We start from the raw sequence: 15,720 nt of genomic DNA on the forward strand, positions 1-15,720 counted from the left end.
CGACCGGCACGTTCGTGTCGCACGGCCGAGGCTGGCCCGAGCCGCAGTGCACCCTCTCGCCGCCCCGCATACCGGCAGAAGTTGACCCGCCGTCAGGACCGCGTCTTCACCGTGACGCGAGCTCGACCAAAGAGAAGAGAGCCCGGTCATGACATCGACACCATTCGAAGGCGTCATCAAGCTCGACGTCCGGGACTCCGTACCCGACTGGACGCCTTACATCCCCACCCAGGCGCCCGCTGGCGCACCCAATGTCCTGTTCGTGCTGTATGACGACACAGGTCTGGCCGCGTGGTCCCCTTACGGTGGACGTATCAACATGCCGACCCTGCAGAGGTTGGCGGACAACGGCTTGATGTATTCGCAGTGGCACACGGCCGCGCTCTGCTCACCCACCCGTTCGATGCTCCTGACCGGACGCAACCACCACCTGAACGGCATGGCCAGCATCACCGAGGGTGCACAGGGCTTTCCCGGCCAACACGCCCGCATCCCTGACGAATGCGCCACCATCGGTCAACTCCTCCAGGACGGTGGCTGGAGCACTTTCTGGGTGGGCAAGAACCACAACGTCCCCGAGACCGACCTCGCTTCGGGAGCGAGCAAGAAGCAGTGGCCGCTGCAGAAGGGCTTCGACCGCTTCTACGGGTTCATCGGCGGCGAGACCAACCAGTGGTATCCCGATCTGGTCGAGGACAATCGGTACATCGAGCCGCCCGCCACCCCGGAAGAGGGCTATCACCTCTCCAAGGACATGGCGGATCAGGCCCTGCAGATGATCAAGGACCAGAAGGCGGGCAACCCGTCCAAGCCCTGGTATATGTGGTTCTGCCCCGGCGCCAACCATGCACCACACCACGCACCACAGGAATACATCGACAAGTACAAGGGCATGTTCGACGATGGCTACGAGGCCTACCGGGAATGGGTCCTGCCCCGCATGATCGAGAGGGGCGTGCTGCCCGAAGGCACTACTCTCACCCCGCTGAATCCGATGTCGGAAGCCATGGCGAACGCCGGCGACTTCGTTCGTCCCTGGGATTCACTCAACGCCGATGAGAAGAAGCTGTTCTCACGCCTGATGGAGGTGTATGCCGGGTTCTCCGAATACACAGACGCCCAAGTCGGCCGCATCGTGGACTACCTGGAGAAAACCGGGCAACTGGAGAACACGATCATCTTGTACGCCGCCGACAACGGCGCCTCCGGCGAGGGCAGCCCCAACGGATCGGTGAACGAGAACAAATTCTTCAACGGCTACCCGGATGAGCTGTCCGAGAACATGAAACTCATCGACCGGCTCGGCTCGCCGGACACCTACGAGCACTTCCCGACCGGATGGGCAGCGGCGACATCAGCGCCGTTCAAGATGTTCAAACGCTACGCCGAATATGCGGGCGGAACGTGCGACCCGATGGTGATCTCCTGGCCTGAGGGCATCAAGGCCCGGGGTGAGGTCCGCAACCAGTACCACCACTGCACCGACGTCGTCCCGACCCTCCTGGAGATCTGCGGTCTGCAGATGCCCGAGGTCTACAAGGGCGTCGCGCAGTACCCGCTGTCCGGGGTGTCGATGCGCTACAGCTTCGACGCACAGCCGGACGCGCCCACTCAGAAGAAGCGCCAGTACTACGCGATGCTCGGCACCCGCGGCATTTGGGAGGACGGTTGGAAAGCAGCGGCCGTCCACGCCCCGCTCACCGGCAAGGGCCACTTCGACAAGGACGAGTGGGAGCTCTACAACGTCGACGTCGACCGCGCCGAGATGACCAACCTGGCCGCTGATCACCCCGAGAGGCTCGAGTCGCTGATCAGCGCCTGGTTCGAGGAGGCGGAGACGAATCTCGTACTTCCCCTTGATGATCGCAGCGCCATGGAACAGGCCAACATCGAGCGGCCCTCCGAGGAACCGCCCCGGGAGCGGTATGTCTACTATCCCGGCACCGCGGCGGTGCCCGAGAGCGTTGCCGTGAACGTGCGCGGACGTTCCTACAAGATCCTCGCCGACGTCGAAATCCTCGAACCCGACTGTGCCGGTGTCATCTTCGCCCACGGCTCACGCTTCGGCGGCCACACCTTGTTCATCAAGGACAAGAAGCTGTACTACGTCTACAACTTCCTGGGAATCAAGCCCGAACAGAAATTCGTCTCCCCGGAGCTCTCTCCCGGAAAGTACACCCTGGGTGTGGACTTCAGCCGGGAGAGCGCGGGGCCGCACCTCGAGTCCATCGGCACGACAAAGCTGTACGTCGACGACGAGGCAGTTGCCGAAGGGCCGATGCGTGCACAGGTCGGCAAGTTCACGCTGTGTGGCGACGGCCTCTGTGTCGGCTACGACAGCGCCGACGCCGTGAGTGAGGAGTATCAAGGATCCTCACCGTTCACCGGCGGGACGATTCTCGGCGTCGCCGTATCGGTTGAGGAGGCTCAGTATCTCGACCTCGAGATGCTGGCGAGAGCGGCGTTCGCCGTCGACTGATCGCGACTCGGTAGAGCTGTCGCGGCATGTCCATTGATCCGCGCCACTAGCCGCCGGCGCCGATCGCTCCGCCGGCAAGGACGATCGCCCCGGCCAGCAGTGCGTTGCCCATGAGTTCGTCAGTGGCCATCCCACACCTCCTGCGTTGGTCGAGCGTCCAGTTGTGCCGCGATGATCCCGACGGCGGTGGCGGCGCCGTCCTCGTCGGCGAGTAGCCGCGAAAGGTGCTGTGCCTTCTGGCGGTACGTCGCCGACCTCGTCGCCGCGGTGATCGTCGCGGCGAGATCCTCAGCGGTGAGCGCATTCCGGCGCAATGGCCGCGTGGCGGCGCCGAGGTGGTGCAGGCGGTGCGACCAGAACGGCTGGTCGACGATCCCGGCCACCGATACCGACGGCACTCCGGCGCGCAGGGCGGCAGCAGTCGTGCCTGCGCCACCGTGATGGACGACCGCGGCCATCCGGGGAAACAGCCAGGCGTGCGGGACGTCCTCGATGGTGAGGATGTCCTCGCCGGCGCAGTGCAGCCGCGCCCACCCGGACTGCACCACGCCCCGCACCCCCGCGGTGCGCAGCGCCTGCGAGATCGTCCGGGACAGTGCGTCGCCGTGAGCGGTCGCGGTACTGCCGAATCCCACGTAAACCGGAGGCGGCCCGGCTTCGAGGAAGTCGACCAGCTGGGCCGGCGGCCGCCAGCCCGGGCTGTCCGCCGGCCACCAATAGCCGGTGACGTCCAGGCCCGGTCGCCAGTCCCGCGGCCGCGGCACCACGTGTGCGCTGAACCCGTAGAGGATCGGCCACCGTGCTGCGCGTTGCGCCTGATACGCACGCCGCGGCCGTCGCGGAACACCGAGGGCCCGCCGCAGGTCGTCGATCAGCGGTGTGTAGACCTTCTCGCCGACGCCGGCCATGTGCCACGCCAATCGATTGCCCACTCGCCCGAAGGATCGGGCCGTCAACGGTGGAGGGGCGAAGTCTGATGTCGCACTGGCGGGCTGGAAGAAGACGCCCAGGCTCGGAACATCCAGCGCCTCCGCGACGTGATAGCCGAGCAGGGACCCGACAGGTCCGCCGAGGAGCAGCAGGTCGGCGTCGCGGCCGGCGTCCGCCATCGCCTCCCCCACGCCGGAGAGATCGTCGCGCATCGCCGCCAGCATCTCCTTCGACGGGCGCATGCGTGCGCCGTCGACGAGCGCCTGCCCGTAACCGGATGTCCGGGTGGCGTGTTCGGTGTCCCTGGGGAGCCACCGGAACTCCAGACCGGCGTCGGTGACCATGTCCTCATAGGGTCGCTGCGCGGCGATCGCCACGTCGACCCCGAGGTCGTCGCGCAACCGGGCGCCGAGGCCGGTGAGCGGCGCAACGTCACCACGTGTGCCGAACGCCTCGATCACGATTCGCGTCATCTCCGCGCCCTCGTTGCCAGTTCGAACACAGTCACGAGCTCCTCGCCGTAGGCGACGACGTCGTAGTCCGGGTCGCGCGCGGCCTCCCACACCGCTCCGTCCAGCGCTGCGCGCAACGCGTTCTTCATGAACATCACTGACAGCTCCCGAAACTCACCGCTGCCCACTCCTTCGGCGAAGATCGCCGCCGGATCGAGCAGCGCCAGATCGGCGGTGGGCGGATCGTCGCCGGCCGGCTTCGCGGCAGCCTGGTCGAACCGCAAGCCGTCACTCGACCGATAACTGGTGACGATGTCGAGCATCGCGACCGCCGGGATGCGGTTCGCGGCGATGAATGCGGCGTTCGCCCGGATGTACGCGGCGAGCTTGCCCGTCGCGGTGTGTTCGGTGCGCACGGCGGAGACGATCGCGGTGGCGGCCTGCGTCATCACGGTCGCCACCGCTGCCTCGATGATGTCGGACTTCGTTGTGAAGTGGTACAGCACAACACTTTTTGCGATACCGATGTGGTCGGCGATCTTGGCCACGGACGCCTGCCCGTAGCCGCCCGCCGCGATGATCTCGAGCGCCGCGGCGACGATCTGATCCCGCCGCGCGCGCTCGGTGAACGTCGACTCGCCGTTAGACCGCATGGTCAGATATTAGACCGATCGGTCAGATGCCCGCAAGCGCCCGGACCCGGGCGTGCGTTACTCACGGTGCGCGACTTCTACCGCACTGCGCGACCGCACACACCCGAGTCGTCGTGACACATGCAGTCGAGCGTCACCCGGCGAGCTTGAGGACCTTCCGCCAGCTCCACCCCGTCATCCCACGGACCACAGCACCAGGCTGATCGCGAACGCGCTGAGCCCGAGGGTCGTCTCCAGCACGGTCCAGGTCTTGAACGTCGTCTTGACGTCCATCTCGAAAAATCGGCTGACCAACCAGAAGCCCGAGTCGTTGACGTGGGAGAGCACCGTCGCGCCTGCGGCGATGGCGAAGACCAGCGCGCTGAGTTGCAGATTGCTGAGGTCGGCCTCGGCGACCGCCGCGGCCAGTAGACCGGCGGTGGTCGTCAACGCCACCGTGGCCGATCCCTGCGCGACGCGGAGCAACGTCGAGATCAGGAACGCCTGCAGGATCAGCGAGATCCCGAGGCTGGAGAGCGAGCCGCTCAGCGCGTCGCCGATGCCACTGAGACGCAGCACGCCGCCGAACATGCCGCCGGCGCCGGTGATCAGGATGATCGCGCAGATCGGTCCGAGGGCCTTGTCGAGGATGGTGGTGACGTCGGCCATCGAGCCTTCGCGCCTGCCCAGTACGAAGATGGCGACGATGACGGTGATCAGCAGCGCGACGCTCGTGTTGCCGAGCAACCGCAGGAACTGCGCCCAGGTGGCGTCTTCGCTGATCACCTTTGCGGTCATCAGCGTGTTGAGGACGGTGTTGAACGAGATGAGGACGAACGGCAACATCAGCACGCCCAGGACGACGCCGAAGGACGGTGCGGTGCGGGCTTTCGTCTGGGTCACCGAACCGCCACCTGGCGCCCCACCAGTCGCACCGGCGTCGCCGACGGCGGTGTCCTCCGTCGTGCCGCCATTGTTGATCTCGCCGAACAATGCAGTCGGGACGTCGACGTAGAACCGGCGGCCGAGGAACTGAGAGATGAGGAACGCTCCGAGATACCACGCCACGAACGCAACCGGGACGCCGACGAGCAAGGTGAGCCCGATGCTCGCGCCGAGCGCTTCAGCGGCTGCAACCGGTCCGGGATGTGGCGGCACCAGCGCGTGCATGGAAGCGAAGGCGCCGGCAGCGGGCAGCGCGTAGAGCAGGACCGATCCTCCGAAGCGGCGGGCGACCGTCATGATGATCGGCAGGAACACGACCAGACCCGCGTCGAAGAAGATCGGGAAGCCGAAGATCAACGCCGCGATACCGAGAGCGAATGGGGCCCGCTTCTCACCGAAGCGGCCGATGAGCGTGTCGGCGAGCACCTGCGCACCACCGGTGACCTCCAGGAGCCGGCCGATCATCACGCCGAAACCGACGAGGAGGGCCACCGAGCCGAGGGTGTTGGAGAACCCGTACGACAGCGCATCGGGGATGTCGCCGATGGGGATGCCTGCGGCCAGCGCCGTCAACGCGCTCACCAAGACCAGGGCGATGAAGGCATGCAACTTGACCTTCATGATCAAGAACAGCAGGACCGCAACGGCCACCGCTGCGATCAGCAGCAGGATGCCGGAGCTGTATACCGGCTCGATTGCTTCCACGATGCCTCCGAATTGTCAGCGCCGGCTCGGGCCGGACGTCTCTGGTTACTCAGAACTTGGTGCTCGGGTCACGCCCACCCCCGGCCTCAACGGTTCTCCGCCTCGGCGTCCGGATCGGTTGCGGCGATGAATGTCTCGATGATGGAGTCGATGTCCTGGCCGACATCGATGGCGATTCCGCGCTCGTCGGGATCCAGCGGTTCGAGCGTGCTGAATTGAGATGCCAGGAGCGTTGCCGGCATGAAGTGACCGGGTCGGCTGGCTTGCCGCCGGCCGATGACCTCGGGCGACCCGGCCAGATGTAAGAACTCGACGTCGGCGCGGTGCCGGCGCATCTGGTCCCGGTACCGGCGTTTGAGCGCCGAGCAACTCATCACTCCACCGGCCTGCCGCGCAGCGAGCCACTCCCCGATGGCCTCGAGCCAGGGATAGCGGTCGTCGTCGTCGAGTGGATGCCCGGCGGTCATCTTGGCGATATTGGCCGGCGGATGGAAATCATCGGCATCGGCGAACGGGACCCGCAGCCGTTGCGCGAGTGCAGCTCCGACCGTCGACTTGCCGGACCCCGAAACTCCCATGACGACGATGGGTGCCACCATCTGCCTCACCTATCCGTTGTGCTGAACATCACACACCATGCCGAATTAGGCTTACGATTGCAAGCAGATGTCCGGAAGATATGACTACTCGCGCCAGATCTCCGTTATGTCAGGATGAGTCCATGTCGGATCGGCGAAACGTCGGTGCCCTGCACGGCAGTTTGCTCGCGGCATTGGGCAGGGCCATTGTCTCCGGCACGCACCGGCCCGGTGACGTGCTGACTCTCGACGCGGTGAGCGTCGAGCACGGCGTGTCCCGCAGCGTCGCCCGCGAGGCGATCCGCGTCTTGGAATCGATGGGCATGGTGGGGTCCAGGCGCCGGGTGGGCATCACGATCCGGCCCGCGGATGAATGGAACGTCTTCGATCCCCTACTGGTCCGCTGGCGGCTCGACTCCGGGGACCGTGCCGCTCAACTGGCTTCGCTGTCGGAACTGCGACAGGGGATCGAGCCGGCCGCGGCAGCTCTGGCTGCGCAGCGGGCGGACGCACACCAGTGCCGGATCATGGCGGCCGCCGTATCGGACATGGTGGTACACGGACGGTCGGGCGACCTCGACGCGTACCTGCAGGCGGACAAGGTGTTTCACCGGACTCTGCTGGAAGCCAGCGGCAACGAGATGTTCCGGGCCCTGAATGTCATCGTCGCCGAAGTGCTCACCGGCCGAACCCAACACGGCATGATGCCCGCGACACCGAATCCGGCCGCCATCGCGTTGCACGACGACGTCGCGCGCGCCATCAGGACGGGTGATGAAGCGGGCGCCGAGCGAGCGATGCGCGCGATCATCGACGAATCCGCATCGGCAATGAACGACGTTCCCGTCCAGGACAATTCATGACGTGAACCGCGCACACGTCGGTCAGGGATCTCGCAGCACGGGCTGATCGATCTGTTCGCGGAGGATGTCGCCGTGACCGGCATGCCGGGCGAACTCTTCGATCATCGAAAGCAGCGTCCATCGCATGCTGACCGTTCCCTCGAGGGGATTGTCCTTGGTGTCGTCGAGGTCGAAGCGGGCGGCGATCTGACGTGATCGCGCACTGGCGCGCTCGAACTCGGCGATGACGTCGGCCACCGACTCGTCGTCGGCCACCGCGAAGGTGCCCTCGTCCCGGTTCGAGTATCCGTCGCATTCGGAAGCGTCCAGTTCCGCCCAGAATCGCTGGAACCAGATCCGTTCGGCGGCGGCGGCGTGCTTGATCAGCGAGATCGGTGTGGTCAACGACGCCACGAGTCGCCGGCGGGCGTCCGCGTCGGACAGTCCCTGCGCGGTCGCGCTGAGCGCAAGGCGGTTGCGGTCGAGCATGTTCTCGATCAGCGTTCGCTCGGCACCGCTGGTGATTCTGTCGATGGGCATGTTTCTTCGCTCCGATCCGTTGCAGTTGGGCCACGCCACAGGTCGCGGTGATTGTGTAGGCGGCTGAGAGGCCGAACCAGGAAGATGGCGACGCATCACGCGCCGCGGGACGGGCGGCGATCGCCGCTCCGGCCGGTCAGGGACGACTGCCCCCCCGAGGAGACTATGTCACGGGTTTCGGTGCCTCACGCCGTGATGCGCATCTCGGCACCCGGGTGCGAGCTGAGCGTGATCACCACCGTGCCGCTGCCCGTTCCGAACGTGGTGTTGGCATAGCCGATGAAACCGTAGTGCCCGTCGATCGTCGACACCGCGGTGATCGGAGCGCTTCCGGCGGCCCCCGTGTCGAGATTCTCCCAACGGGCGGTGACGGTGAGCGCACAACGTCCGTCGTAGACGCCGGCGTCGTAGTGGATCGCGACGCGGACACCGTCCTCTACCCGACCGTCGACCTGCACCGACGCCACCTGAGCCTCGGCGCGGACGTTCCCGGCACAGGTCGGAGACGCCACCACGGGGACCCGATCGAGTTGGGCGAAGGGCTCGGCCTGCGCGGCAGCCACCGACCACCAGGGCGCAGCGAGCGCGACGGCGAGCACGCCGGCAGTGCGGAGCGGGGTCATGCCTTTGTATCGGCAGCCGTGGCGACGGCGTTAGCACTGGTCGACGAAACAGGTCCGCATGCACGACGGATGAACCACAATGTGTCTCTCAGCCGGCCCACGAACAACCTGGCAGGACCAGCGTGGCACGTGACGTGATCGCCTTCGACACGACGCTGGGTCACTCATGCCCGGATATCTGGCGAATCCTGCAGGAACCCGACTGGTACCCGCGGTTCTTCCACGGCGTCGGTTCGTGCGAGCAGCTTCCCGGCGCTGCCCGCGACTTCGAGGTTCGGCTGTCCACTCCCCGCGGCGCCGTCGTCGTGCACGGGATGCGTCAGACCGTCCGGCGGTCGGGCCTGGAGGTGCGGCTGGAGTCGACACAGGTCAGTCGCAGCTTCGTCTCGATCCGGTTGAACCCCGAGGGGGACGGCACCCGGATCGCGGTGCGGATCTTCGCGGTCGCTCTGCTGCACCCCGACATCGCGAAAGCCAGTGACAGCGCGGTCCAGAACTGGGTCCGGGAAGGTCTGGCGCGCATCTCGGACTTCCTCGATCGCAAGCCGTCATCGTTGCTGGCCAACATGGGTGACGGCCGTTCGCTGCACCTGAGCATCGTCAAGACGATGCTCGTGAGCGGAGTGGTCCGCGCGTCCCGGCCCGATCGTGGCGTACGACAGCTCAATTCACTCGCCCGATGGGGATTCACCCTCGCCGGCGGCCTCGGGGCGGCTGCGGCGCGGTCACCGCAGAACACGGCGTCGATCGACCGGTACGGGAGGTCGACCTACGAGGACATGGCCCGGCGGACCACATGCCTGGTGTCGGGCCTCGTCGGTGAGGGCTTCACCAAGGACAGCAAGTTCGCGGTGCTCGCGCGCAATCACTCGGCGATGGTCGAGTGCATGGTCGCGGCAAGCAAGTTGGGCGCCGACCTGGTGTTGCTCAACACGGGCCTGGCGGCGCGCACGATCGAAGACATCGTCCGTGACCACGCGGTCGACGCCATTTTCGTCGACGACGACTTCGATCCGCAGGTGCGCTACCTCCCCCCGGAGATCTCACGAATCTCGACACACCGCGACTCTGTTGTGCCGCAGCGACGCTCGATCGAGGAGCTCATCACCGCCGGCGCCGGTGCGAAACCGGTGGCGCCACCGAAGCAACCCGGCAGACTCATCGTCCTCACCTCCGGCACCACCGGCACACCCAAGGGCGCACGGCGCCCGACCCCACCCGGTTTCGGCGCCATCGCCGCGATGTTGTCGCGGATGCCGCTGCGTCGCGACGAGGTGATGTTGCTGGCCGCGCCGCTGTTTCACGCATGGGGTCTCGCCGCCCTACAGGTGAGTACTCCTCTGCTCGCCACGGTGGTGTTGATGGAACGCTTCGACGCAGAGGAGTGCCTGAGGAACATCGAGCAGCACCGCTGCACCGCCATGGTCCTGGTGCCGGTGATGTTGCAACGCATACTCGAGTTGCCGGCCGCCGTGCTCGACCGATACAACACGTCGTCGCTGAAGGTGGTCGCGAGCAGCGGCTCACCGATCCCCGGTGCGGCCGCCGTCAAGTTCATGGACACCTTCGGCGATGTTCTGTACAACTTCTACGGATCCACCGAGGTGTCGTGGGCGACGATCGCCGATCCCACGGATCTGCGACTCGCTCCGACCACGGCCGGTCGACCACCGCTCGGTACCCGGATCGCCATCCTCGATCAGCGCGGTGTTCCATTGCCGGTCGGCGCCGTGGGACGCATCTTCGTCGGCAACGACATGTTGTTCGAGGGCTACACCAACGCGGATTCCCCGGCCGTCGAAGATCAGCTGATGGACACCGGCGATCTGGGTTACCTCGATGCCGGCGGGCGGCTCTTCGTCGCCGGCCGCGACGACGACATGATCATCTCCGGCGGTGAGAACGTTTTCCCGCGGCCGGTGGAAGAAGCGCTCGCCGTCCTGCCGCAGATCGCCGACGTGGCCGTCGTCGGCGTCCCGGATCCGGAGTTCGGTCAACGCCTCTCCGCGTTCGTCGTCCGCGCCGAGGGGGCGTCACTGGACGAGGAGATGGTCAAGACCTACGTCCGGAATCGCCTGAGCCGCTTCTCGATTCCACGCGACGTCAGGTTCGTCGCTCAGCTCCCGCGCACCACGACGGGGAAGGTGATGAAGCGCCATCTGGTCGACGGACAGTTCCCGCTGGGGACGGATTGGCCGGGCGGCTAGCGGCCGGCCCGGTCTTCGCGACGCAACCACTGCTGCGAGCCTGCGCCTACCAGGAACGAGCCAACTCGTCCTGCGGACCCGGACTTCCACGCACCCCCACGGCGTTCCGATGAGCATGGTCGAGAGAAGGAACAGAACCATGACACCCACACAGTCGGACGCAGACCCGGTCATCCGCGCCGTCATGGACGAGTGGCAGTCCGCCATCGACGCCCATGACGCGTCCCGGGTCGCCGCCGTGTTCACCGAAGACGCCGTCTTCCAGGGGCTGCGCCCCTACGGAGTGGGCCGCGACGCCGTCGCTGCGTACTACGAGTCGCAGCCTGCCGGCATGGCTGTCACCTATCGCATCCTCGAAACGCGCAGTCCATCGGCGGATGTCGTGCTGGGCTATCTGGTCGCGACCTTCACCTACCCCGACCGGCCTTCGGCGGAGCTGGCCATCGGCGTGGTGCTCACCCGCGACAGCCGGCGGTGGCAGGTTGCGCAGTACCAGGCGTCCAGGCTGTAGAGCGACGCGGCAACGAGACGTGCGCTGCCGATGAGTTTGGGCGCGGCTTCCCGTCTGTATCGGTAGGCAGCCGAAACACACCCACTCGAGGAGAGCCGTGACCGCCACTTACACCTTTGACGTCTTCTCCAGCCTCGACGGCTTCGGCGGCGTCAGCAGCGGCGACTGGGGCGGTTACTGGGGCAAGCAGGGCCCCGAACTGCTCGACCACCGCCTCGCGCTGTATCGGCCGGAGCAGCGAATGGTTATCGGACGCACCACTTATCAGATGTTCGCGGAAATGCTGGCCTCGGGCACCGAGCAGGCGGTGCTCGACCCATGGGTGACACGAATGAGGAATCTGCCGGCGACGGTGGTGTCGACCACCCTGGTCGGGCCTCTCGACTGGCCGGACGCGACCATCGTGAGCGGTGACGCGGTCGACGTCGTCACCCGCCTCAAACAGGAGTCCGCGGTGCCGTTGCGCTCGCACGGCAGCCTGTCGATGAACCGGGCGCTGATGGCCGCCGGCTTGGTCGACCGGCTCCAGGTGACGATCTTCCCCGTGATCACCGGTCAGACCGGCGACGATCCGATCTTTGCGGGCGCGGCGGACTTCGACCTGGAACTCATCGAAAGCCGGACGCTGGACGGCGGCATCCAGGAGCTCATCTACCGGCCAACCCTGCATGCCTCGATATCGTCGTCGGACGAGCACTGAGGGCGCCCGCGATGCGGACGCCCTCATGGCGAAGTGATCGATCAGTTGCGCACGGAGGTGTCGACGTGCGGCACTTTCACCGACGGGTACAGCTGATCGAGCCAGGGGTAATAGTCATCGCGGTCGTACCCGAAGTGATAACCGCGGTCACCGTGATGTCCATTGAATCCGTGGTCGTGGTCGTCGGCCTGCGCCGGACCGGCGAAACCGATCACGGCTGCAGACAACGCGCCTGCGACAATTCCTGCCAGTCCGAATTTCTTCATCGGTCCCGCCTTCTTCCCTCTGTACAGCTCCGTCGACGGGCCGAACGCCCGGGACTCTCTTTGTAACGGCAGGATCCGACCGTTGATTCCATCGGCCGATCGCCACCGGCATGCCAGACCTTGGTGAATGTTCCGTGAACGCCTGGTGACTGATCCATGACCACAAAGGACACAACGTTGACCGTTCAAACGAGCTGGATGCAGGATGAATGCATGACTCAGTTGAGCGAACAGCAAGTCATCGATCAGATCACCGACCGGTTGACCGGCAGGTATGCGGCCGTTCCAGTCGAGACGGTCACCAAGGTGGTACACGACAAGCACGTCCAGTTCGACGGGCGGCCGATCCGCGATTTCGTCCCCCTCCTGGTGGAGCGGCACGCCCTCGCTGAACTCTCCAAGCTCGGCGAATAGACCGGCGTCACGGCGCTTGTGCGACGGCTCGAAGATTCCTTCGCGCGCCGCACGCGTCGGTCAGTCCTCGTCCTCGGCCTTCTCGACGACGTCACTGTCTTCGGCGTGTACGCCGAAGCCCGGAGCGCTCGGCACGCCCTGTCCCGGGTCGGCGGCGGCGGGAGATGGATCCTCGTTCATCGGTCCTGTCATGTCGCTCGAATACCCTGCTTTCCGCTCGCTACGCCGCGGCCGTCTCAACCTGCCGGACGCCCGTCTTCTGCGCGCAGTCCGTGGGGTGCGCTAGTTTCGCAATGACGATCGGGTCGACTGACCGTTCGACACTGCGAAGGGACCACCATGGCGTCTTCGTCCTCCCGTCCGGTTCACGGCGGGCGCGGCCGCACACCATCCGATTCCGTTGTCCCGAGGGCGGCGTCGGCGGGCGCAGCGGTTCTCGGTGTCGCCGGATTCCTTCTGCACACCGCGCCGGTGTACGGCGGCGGCGCCGCGGCGGCGCTGGCCGCGCAACCGGCCACGACGTGGGTCGGTGCGGGCGGCTTCGCGCTGTTGCTGGGCGGTCTTCTCGCCGCCGCCTCGCTGATGAGGGCCGTACGGCTGCACCGTGATCACGCCGCGGTGTTCTCGGTGCTCGGAACCCTGGCTGTGGTGGTCGGACTGCTCGATCCGCCAGTGGGTACGACAGCGGGCTGGGCGCTGATCGTCATCACGGTGCTGGCCGTCCTGCAAAGTGTGCTGGCGATCGTGGCAGTGCTGCGACCGGAACCGGAAGCCGTTCAGGATCAAGATGTTCGGCGACCGGTTCAGCAGCCGCCGGCACCGCCGGCCCCCCAGACGATCCCCGCCGGACGGGTAGTCGACACAGCCGACGTCGCAGCGCAGGGCCACGGCCAGGCCACTGCCGCTGGTCACGCAGCCGGCATCAACCAGGCGCACCACACAGCGCCGCCATGGGTGGAACAGCCGCGCCATGCCGAACCCGCGGACCGGCCCACTGCACCGGTGTATGTTCCCTCAGCGTCGCCGGCCGCCACGGGTGCGCAACCGATCGCAGCGTCCGGCGCCGCCGGCCCTGCCGGCGCATGGGGCGTGCGGGCACAGCAGGCGGGCGAGCAGCGGGCCGGCGGCTCCGGCCACGCTCCGGAAGGATTCACACCCGGGCGTCAGTGACGCCCCGTCAGCGCGCTGATACCGGTGCGATGAATCTCATCTCGTCGTCGGTGGCCACCATCGTGACGACGGCGGACACCGACCGCGTGGTGACCTCCACCGATGTCGTGTCCTCCCGGCGTTGCCGCAGCGTGACGTCTGCAGGGCCCGACACCGCCGCACCGGGCGCGGTGACCACGATGGCCGTCATGCCGACCCGCGTGGTCGATTCGGGCACCCCGTCGAACACCATGACCGAGAAGTTGCGGTCGGATCCGGCCTGCAGTGCCCCGCGGTTGAAGTCGGCCACCCACAGCAGCCGGCTGTCGTCGACGTTGGTGACCAAATCGCGCCAGCGCGCTGAACGGTTGGTGTGAACCAGGATCCGGGCCCCGATGGCCAGCGCGCGAAGAACCACCTGCTGCACGAGCTGCAGCGATCCGGCGATCTCGACCCGGTCGATCTGCGGACCGAACACCGGCAATGCGACCGCACGACCGTGCGCGTCGGCGCCGATCACCTGGCCGCATCCGGCGGCGGGGATGTGGATGCCGGCGAAGTCGGCGCTGTCACCGGCGTAGAACCAGGGTGTGAGATCTCGGGCGGGCCGAGGGAAGGGCAGGCTCGCCAGGATCGCGCGGAACTGCCGCCCGGGCAGCGCGGACAACCCTGACAGGCGATCCGGGTCGATCTCCCCGAAGGTGTCGAACCGGGCGACACCGGTGACGGCGATGGAGCCCGTCCCGCCATTGCGCATCGTCAGGGCGATGGTCGTCGAGTAACTCGGCACCGTCCACACTCGGCCCAGCGCGTGAGTGCTCAGCATGGTGCCGTCGAGGGCAAAGCTCGTCAGCCGGAAGTTGCCGTCGGCGCAGTGTGTCCATTCCTCACGCAGATTCGACAGGTTGACCCCGTCGCACAGCTGACCGACCGCACGGCCGATGTCGGCGGCGGACAACACCTGCACCCGGAGTCCGGACTCGGTGAGTCGGTTCGCCACCCGCCGCGTGGCCACCATCGCGGTGCGCACGAGGCCGGCCCTGCCACCGCCACGCAGCGCGACCGCGCGCGGGCACCGAGACGGGTCCAGTCGCACCACCACCCGCACCGTGCGATGCGCGATCGCCGGAAGCGGACCGAGCACCGCGTCGTAGACCGCGGCCACCGGCGTGTGTCCGTGGGACCTTGCCCCGTGGCTGATCAGGTCGATCGAATCGAGGTCGATGTCGAACTGGGTGAGGCAGTCGGCGAGGATGTCCAAGGGCACCATCGCCCCGGACACGGTCTTGCCGGCGTCCAGGATCGTCAGGTCGTCGGGGACGTCGTCGATCTCGAGGACGGTGAGCAGCGTCCGGCCGTCCCAGCGGAACCCATAGCGCTGCTCGTCTGATCCGAAGTGGTCGAAGGCGTGGGGTACGTCGAGCTGATCGCGGCGCCGACGACGCTGCCGCCGATGATCGAGCCGGGCGGCGACCGCACCAGGCAGCGTGGTTCCGTGCCATCTGCCGACCGTGGCCACGCACCCGACGACGACGCCCAGCGCGCACGCCCACCACGGCCAACCGCTGCGCTGCCACACCACCAAGCCGGCGGTCGCCAGCACCTGCGTGACCAGCAGATGGCTCAGCGGCAGCCGGCGCTGCGGCCCGATCCGGCGTGATGCGCGCAGTGGCGGCGGGGTGTCGGGGGTCGTCGGCCGAGCGGAAGGCGCGACTGCGGTTGCCACCGTCTGAGTGTAAAGTCGTTG

General features: G+C 66.8%; 16 protein-coding genes. 7 read left to right on the forward strand and 9 right to left on the reverse strand.

Annotated features, from left to right (window positions below; translation table 11 throughout):
• The first annotated feature begins 148 nt into the window (after positions 1-148).
• Positions 149-2,479 carry an arylsulfatase gene (locus O6P37_RS14950; RefSeq protein WP_269894826.1) on the forward strand — a complete coding sequence of 777 codons (2,331 nt, stop codon included), beginning with the start codon at positions 149-151 and terminating at the stop codon, positions 2,477-2,479.
• Positions 2,480-2,598: 119 nt separating this feature from the next.
• Here O6P37_RS14950 and O6P37_RS14955 read toward each other — a convergent pair whose 3' ends face one another.
• From O6P37_RS14955 to O6P37_RS14970, 4 genes are all read right to left on the reverse strand, one after another.
• Positions 2,599-3,882, reverse strand: coding sequence for a glycosyltransferase (locus O6P37_RS14955; protein ID WP_269894827.1), 1,284 nt, complete (start codon positions 3,880-3,882; stop codon positions 2,599-2,601).
• Positions 3,879-4,514 carry a TetR/AcrR family transcriptional regulator gene (locus O6P37_RS14960; RefSeq protein WP_269894828.1) on the reverse strand — a complete coding sequence of 212 codons (636 nt, stop codon included), beginning with the start codon at positions 4,512-4,514 and terminating at the stop codon, positions 3,879-3,881. The genes O6P37_RS14955 and O6P37_RS14960 overlap by 4 nt, the downstream gene beginning before the upstream one ends.
• Before the next feature lie 174 nt (positions 4,515-4,688).
• Entirely contained in the window at positions 4,689-6,143 is a 1,455-nt protein-coding gene (locus O6P37_RS14965) for a GntP family permease (RefSeq protein ID WP_269894829.1), read from the reverse strand.
• 86 nt (positions 6,144-6,229) lie between these two features.
• A complete protein-coding gene (locus tag O6P37_RS14970) occupies positions 6,230-6,742 on the reverse strand; it encodes a gluconokinase (RefSeq protein WP_269894830.1) in 513 nt (170 codons plus the stop codon).
• A gap of 122 nt (positions 6,743-6,864) precedes the next feature.
• Here O6P37_RS14970 and O6P37_RS14975 point away from each other — a divergent pair, with 122 nt between their 5' ends.
• A complete protein-coding gene (locus O6P37_RS14975; protein WP_269894831.1) occupies positions 6,865-7,584 on the forward strand; it encodes a FadR/GntR family transcriptional regulator in 720 nt (239 codons plus the stop codon).
• A 21-nt stretch (positions 7,585-7,605) separates the two neighbouring features.
• Here the strand turns inward: O6P37_RS14975 and O6P37_RS14980 are convergent, their stop codons facing one another.
• Positions 7,606-8,103 carry a DinB family protein gene (locus O6P37_RS14980; protein WP_269894832.1) on the reverse strand — a complete coding sequence of 166 codons (498 nt, stop codon included), beginning with the start codon at positions 8,101-8,103 and terminating at the stop codon, positions 7,606-7,608.
• A 185-nt stretch (positions 8,104-8,288) separates the two neighbouring features.
• The gene (locus O6P37_RS14985; RefSeq protein WP_269894833.1) at positions 8,289-8,726 is read right to left on the reverse strand and encodes a hypothetical protein; all 438 of its coding nucleotides are present in this window, start codon (positions 8,724-8,726) and stop codon (positions 8,289-8,291) included.
• Between the two features lie 122 nt (positions 8,727-8,848).
• On the opposite strand from O6P37_RS14985, the gene O6P37_RS14990 reads away from it, so the two are divergent.
• The 3 genes from O6P37_RS14990 to O6P37_RS15000 all read left to right on the forward strand — a co-directional run bounded on the left by O6P37_RS14990 (position 8,849) and on the right by O6P37_RS15000 (position 12,144).
• Positions 8,849-10,933 (forward strand): AMP-binding protein, encoded by a 2,085-nt coding sequence (locus tag O6P37_RS14990; RefSeq protein ID WP_408633175.1) that lies wholly within the window; start codon positions 8,849-8,851, stop codon positions 10,931-10,933.
• A gap of 139 nt (positions 10,934-11,072) precedes the next feature.
• On the forward strand, positions 11,073-11,444 hold the full coding sequence (locus O6P37_RS14995) for an SgcJ/EcaC family oxidoreductase (RefSeq protein ID WP_269894834.1): 372 nt from the start codon (positions 11,073-11,075) through the stop codon (positions 11,442-11,444).
• A 97-nt stretch (positions 11,445-11,541) separates the two neighbouring features.
• The gene (locus O6P37_RS15000; protein WP_269894835.1) at positions 11,542-12,144 is read left to right on the forward strand and encodes a dihydrofolate reductase family protein; all 603 of its coding nucleotides are present in this window, start codon (positions 11,542-11,544) and stop codon (positions 12,142-12,144) included.
• Between the two features lie 41 nt (positions 12,145-12,185).
• Here the strand turns inward: O6P37_RS15000 and O6P37_RS15005 are convergent, their stop codons facing one another.
• Positions 12,186-12,410 (reverse strand): hypothetical protein, encoded by a 225-nt coding sequence (locus O6P37_RS15005; protein ID WP_269894836.1) that lies wholly within the window; start codon positions 12,408-12,410, stop codon positions 12,186-12,188.
• Positions 12,411-12,623: 213 nt separating this feature from the next.
• Here O6P37_RS15005 and O6P37_RS15010 point away from each other — a divergent pair, with 213 nt between their 5' ends.
• Complete coding sequence (locus tag O6P37_RS15010) at positions 12,624-12,824, forward strand: three-helix bundle dimerization domain-containing protein (protein ID WP_269894837.1); 201 nt, start codon at positions 12,624-12,626, stop codon at positions 12,822-12,824.
• Positions 12,825-12,884: 60 nt separating this feature from the next.
• Here O6P37_RS15010 and O6P37_RS15015 read toward each other — a convergent pair whose 3' ends face one another.
• Positions 12,885-13,016, reverse strand: coding sequence for a hypothetical protein (locus O6P37_RS15015; RefSeq protein WP_269894838.1), 132 nt, complete (start codon positions 13,014-13,016; stop codon positions 12,885-12,887).
• 147 nt (positions 13,017-13,163) lie between these two features.
• Here O6P37_RS15015 and O6P37_RS15020 point away from each other — a divergent pair, with 147 nt between their 5' ends.
• On the forward strand, positions 13,164-13,994 hold the full coding sequence (locus tag O6P37_RS15020; protein WP_269894839.1) for a DUF5336 domain-containing protein: 831 nt from the start codon (positions 13,164-13,166) through the stop codon (positions 13,992-13,994).
• Positions 13,995-14,001: 7 nt separating this feature from the next.
• Here O6P37_RS15020 and eccE read toward each other — a convergent pair whose 3' ends face one another.
• Positions 14,002-15,699, reverse strand: a complete 1,698-nt coding sequence (gene eccE, locus O6P37_RS15025; RefSeq protein ID WP_269894840.1) for a type VII secretion protein EccE — start codon at positions 15,697-15,699, stop codon at positions 14,002-14,004.
• Positions 15,700-15,720 lie beyond the last annotated feature (21 nt).

Source organism: Mycobacterium hippophais (assembly GCF_027529605.1).
Classification (GTDB): Bacteria; Actinomycetota; Actinomycetes; order Mycobacteriales; family Mycobacteriaceae; genus Mycobacterium; species Mycobacterium arseniciresistens.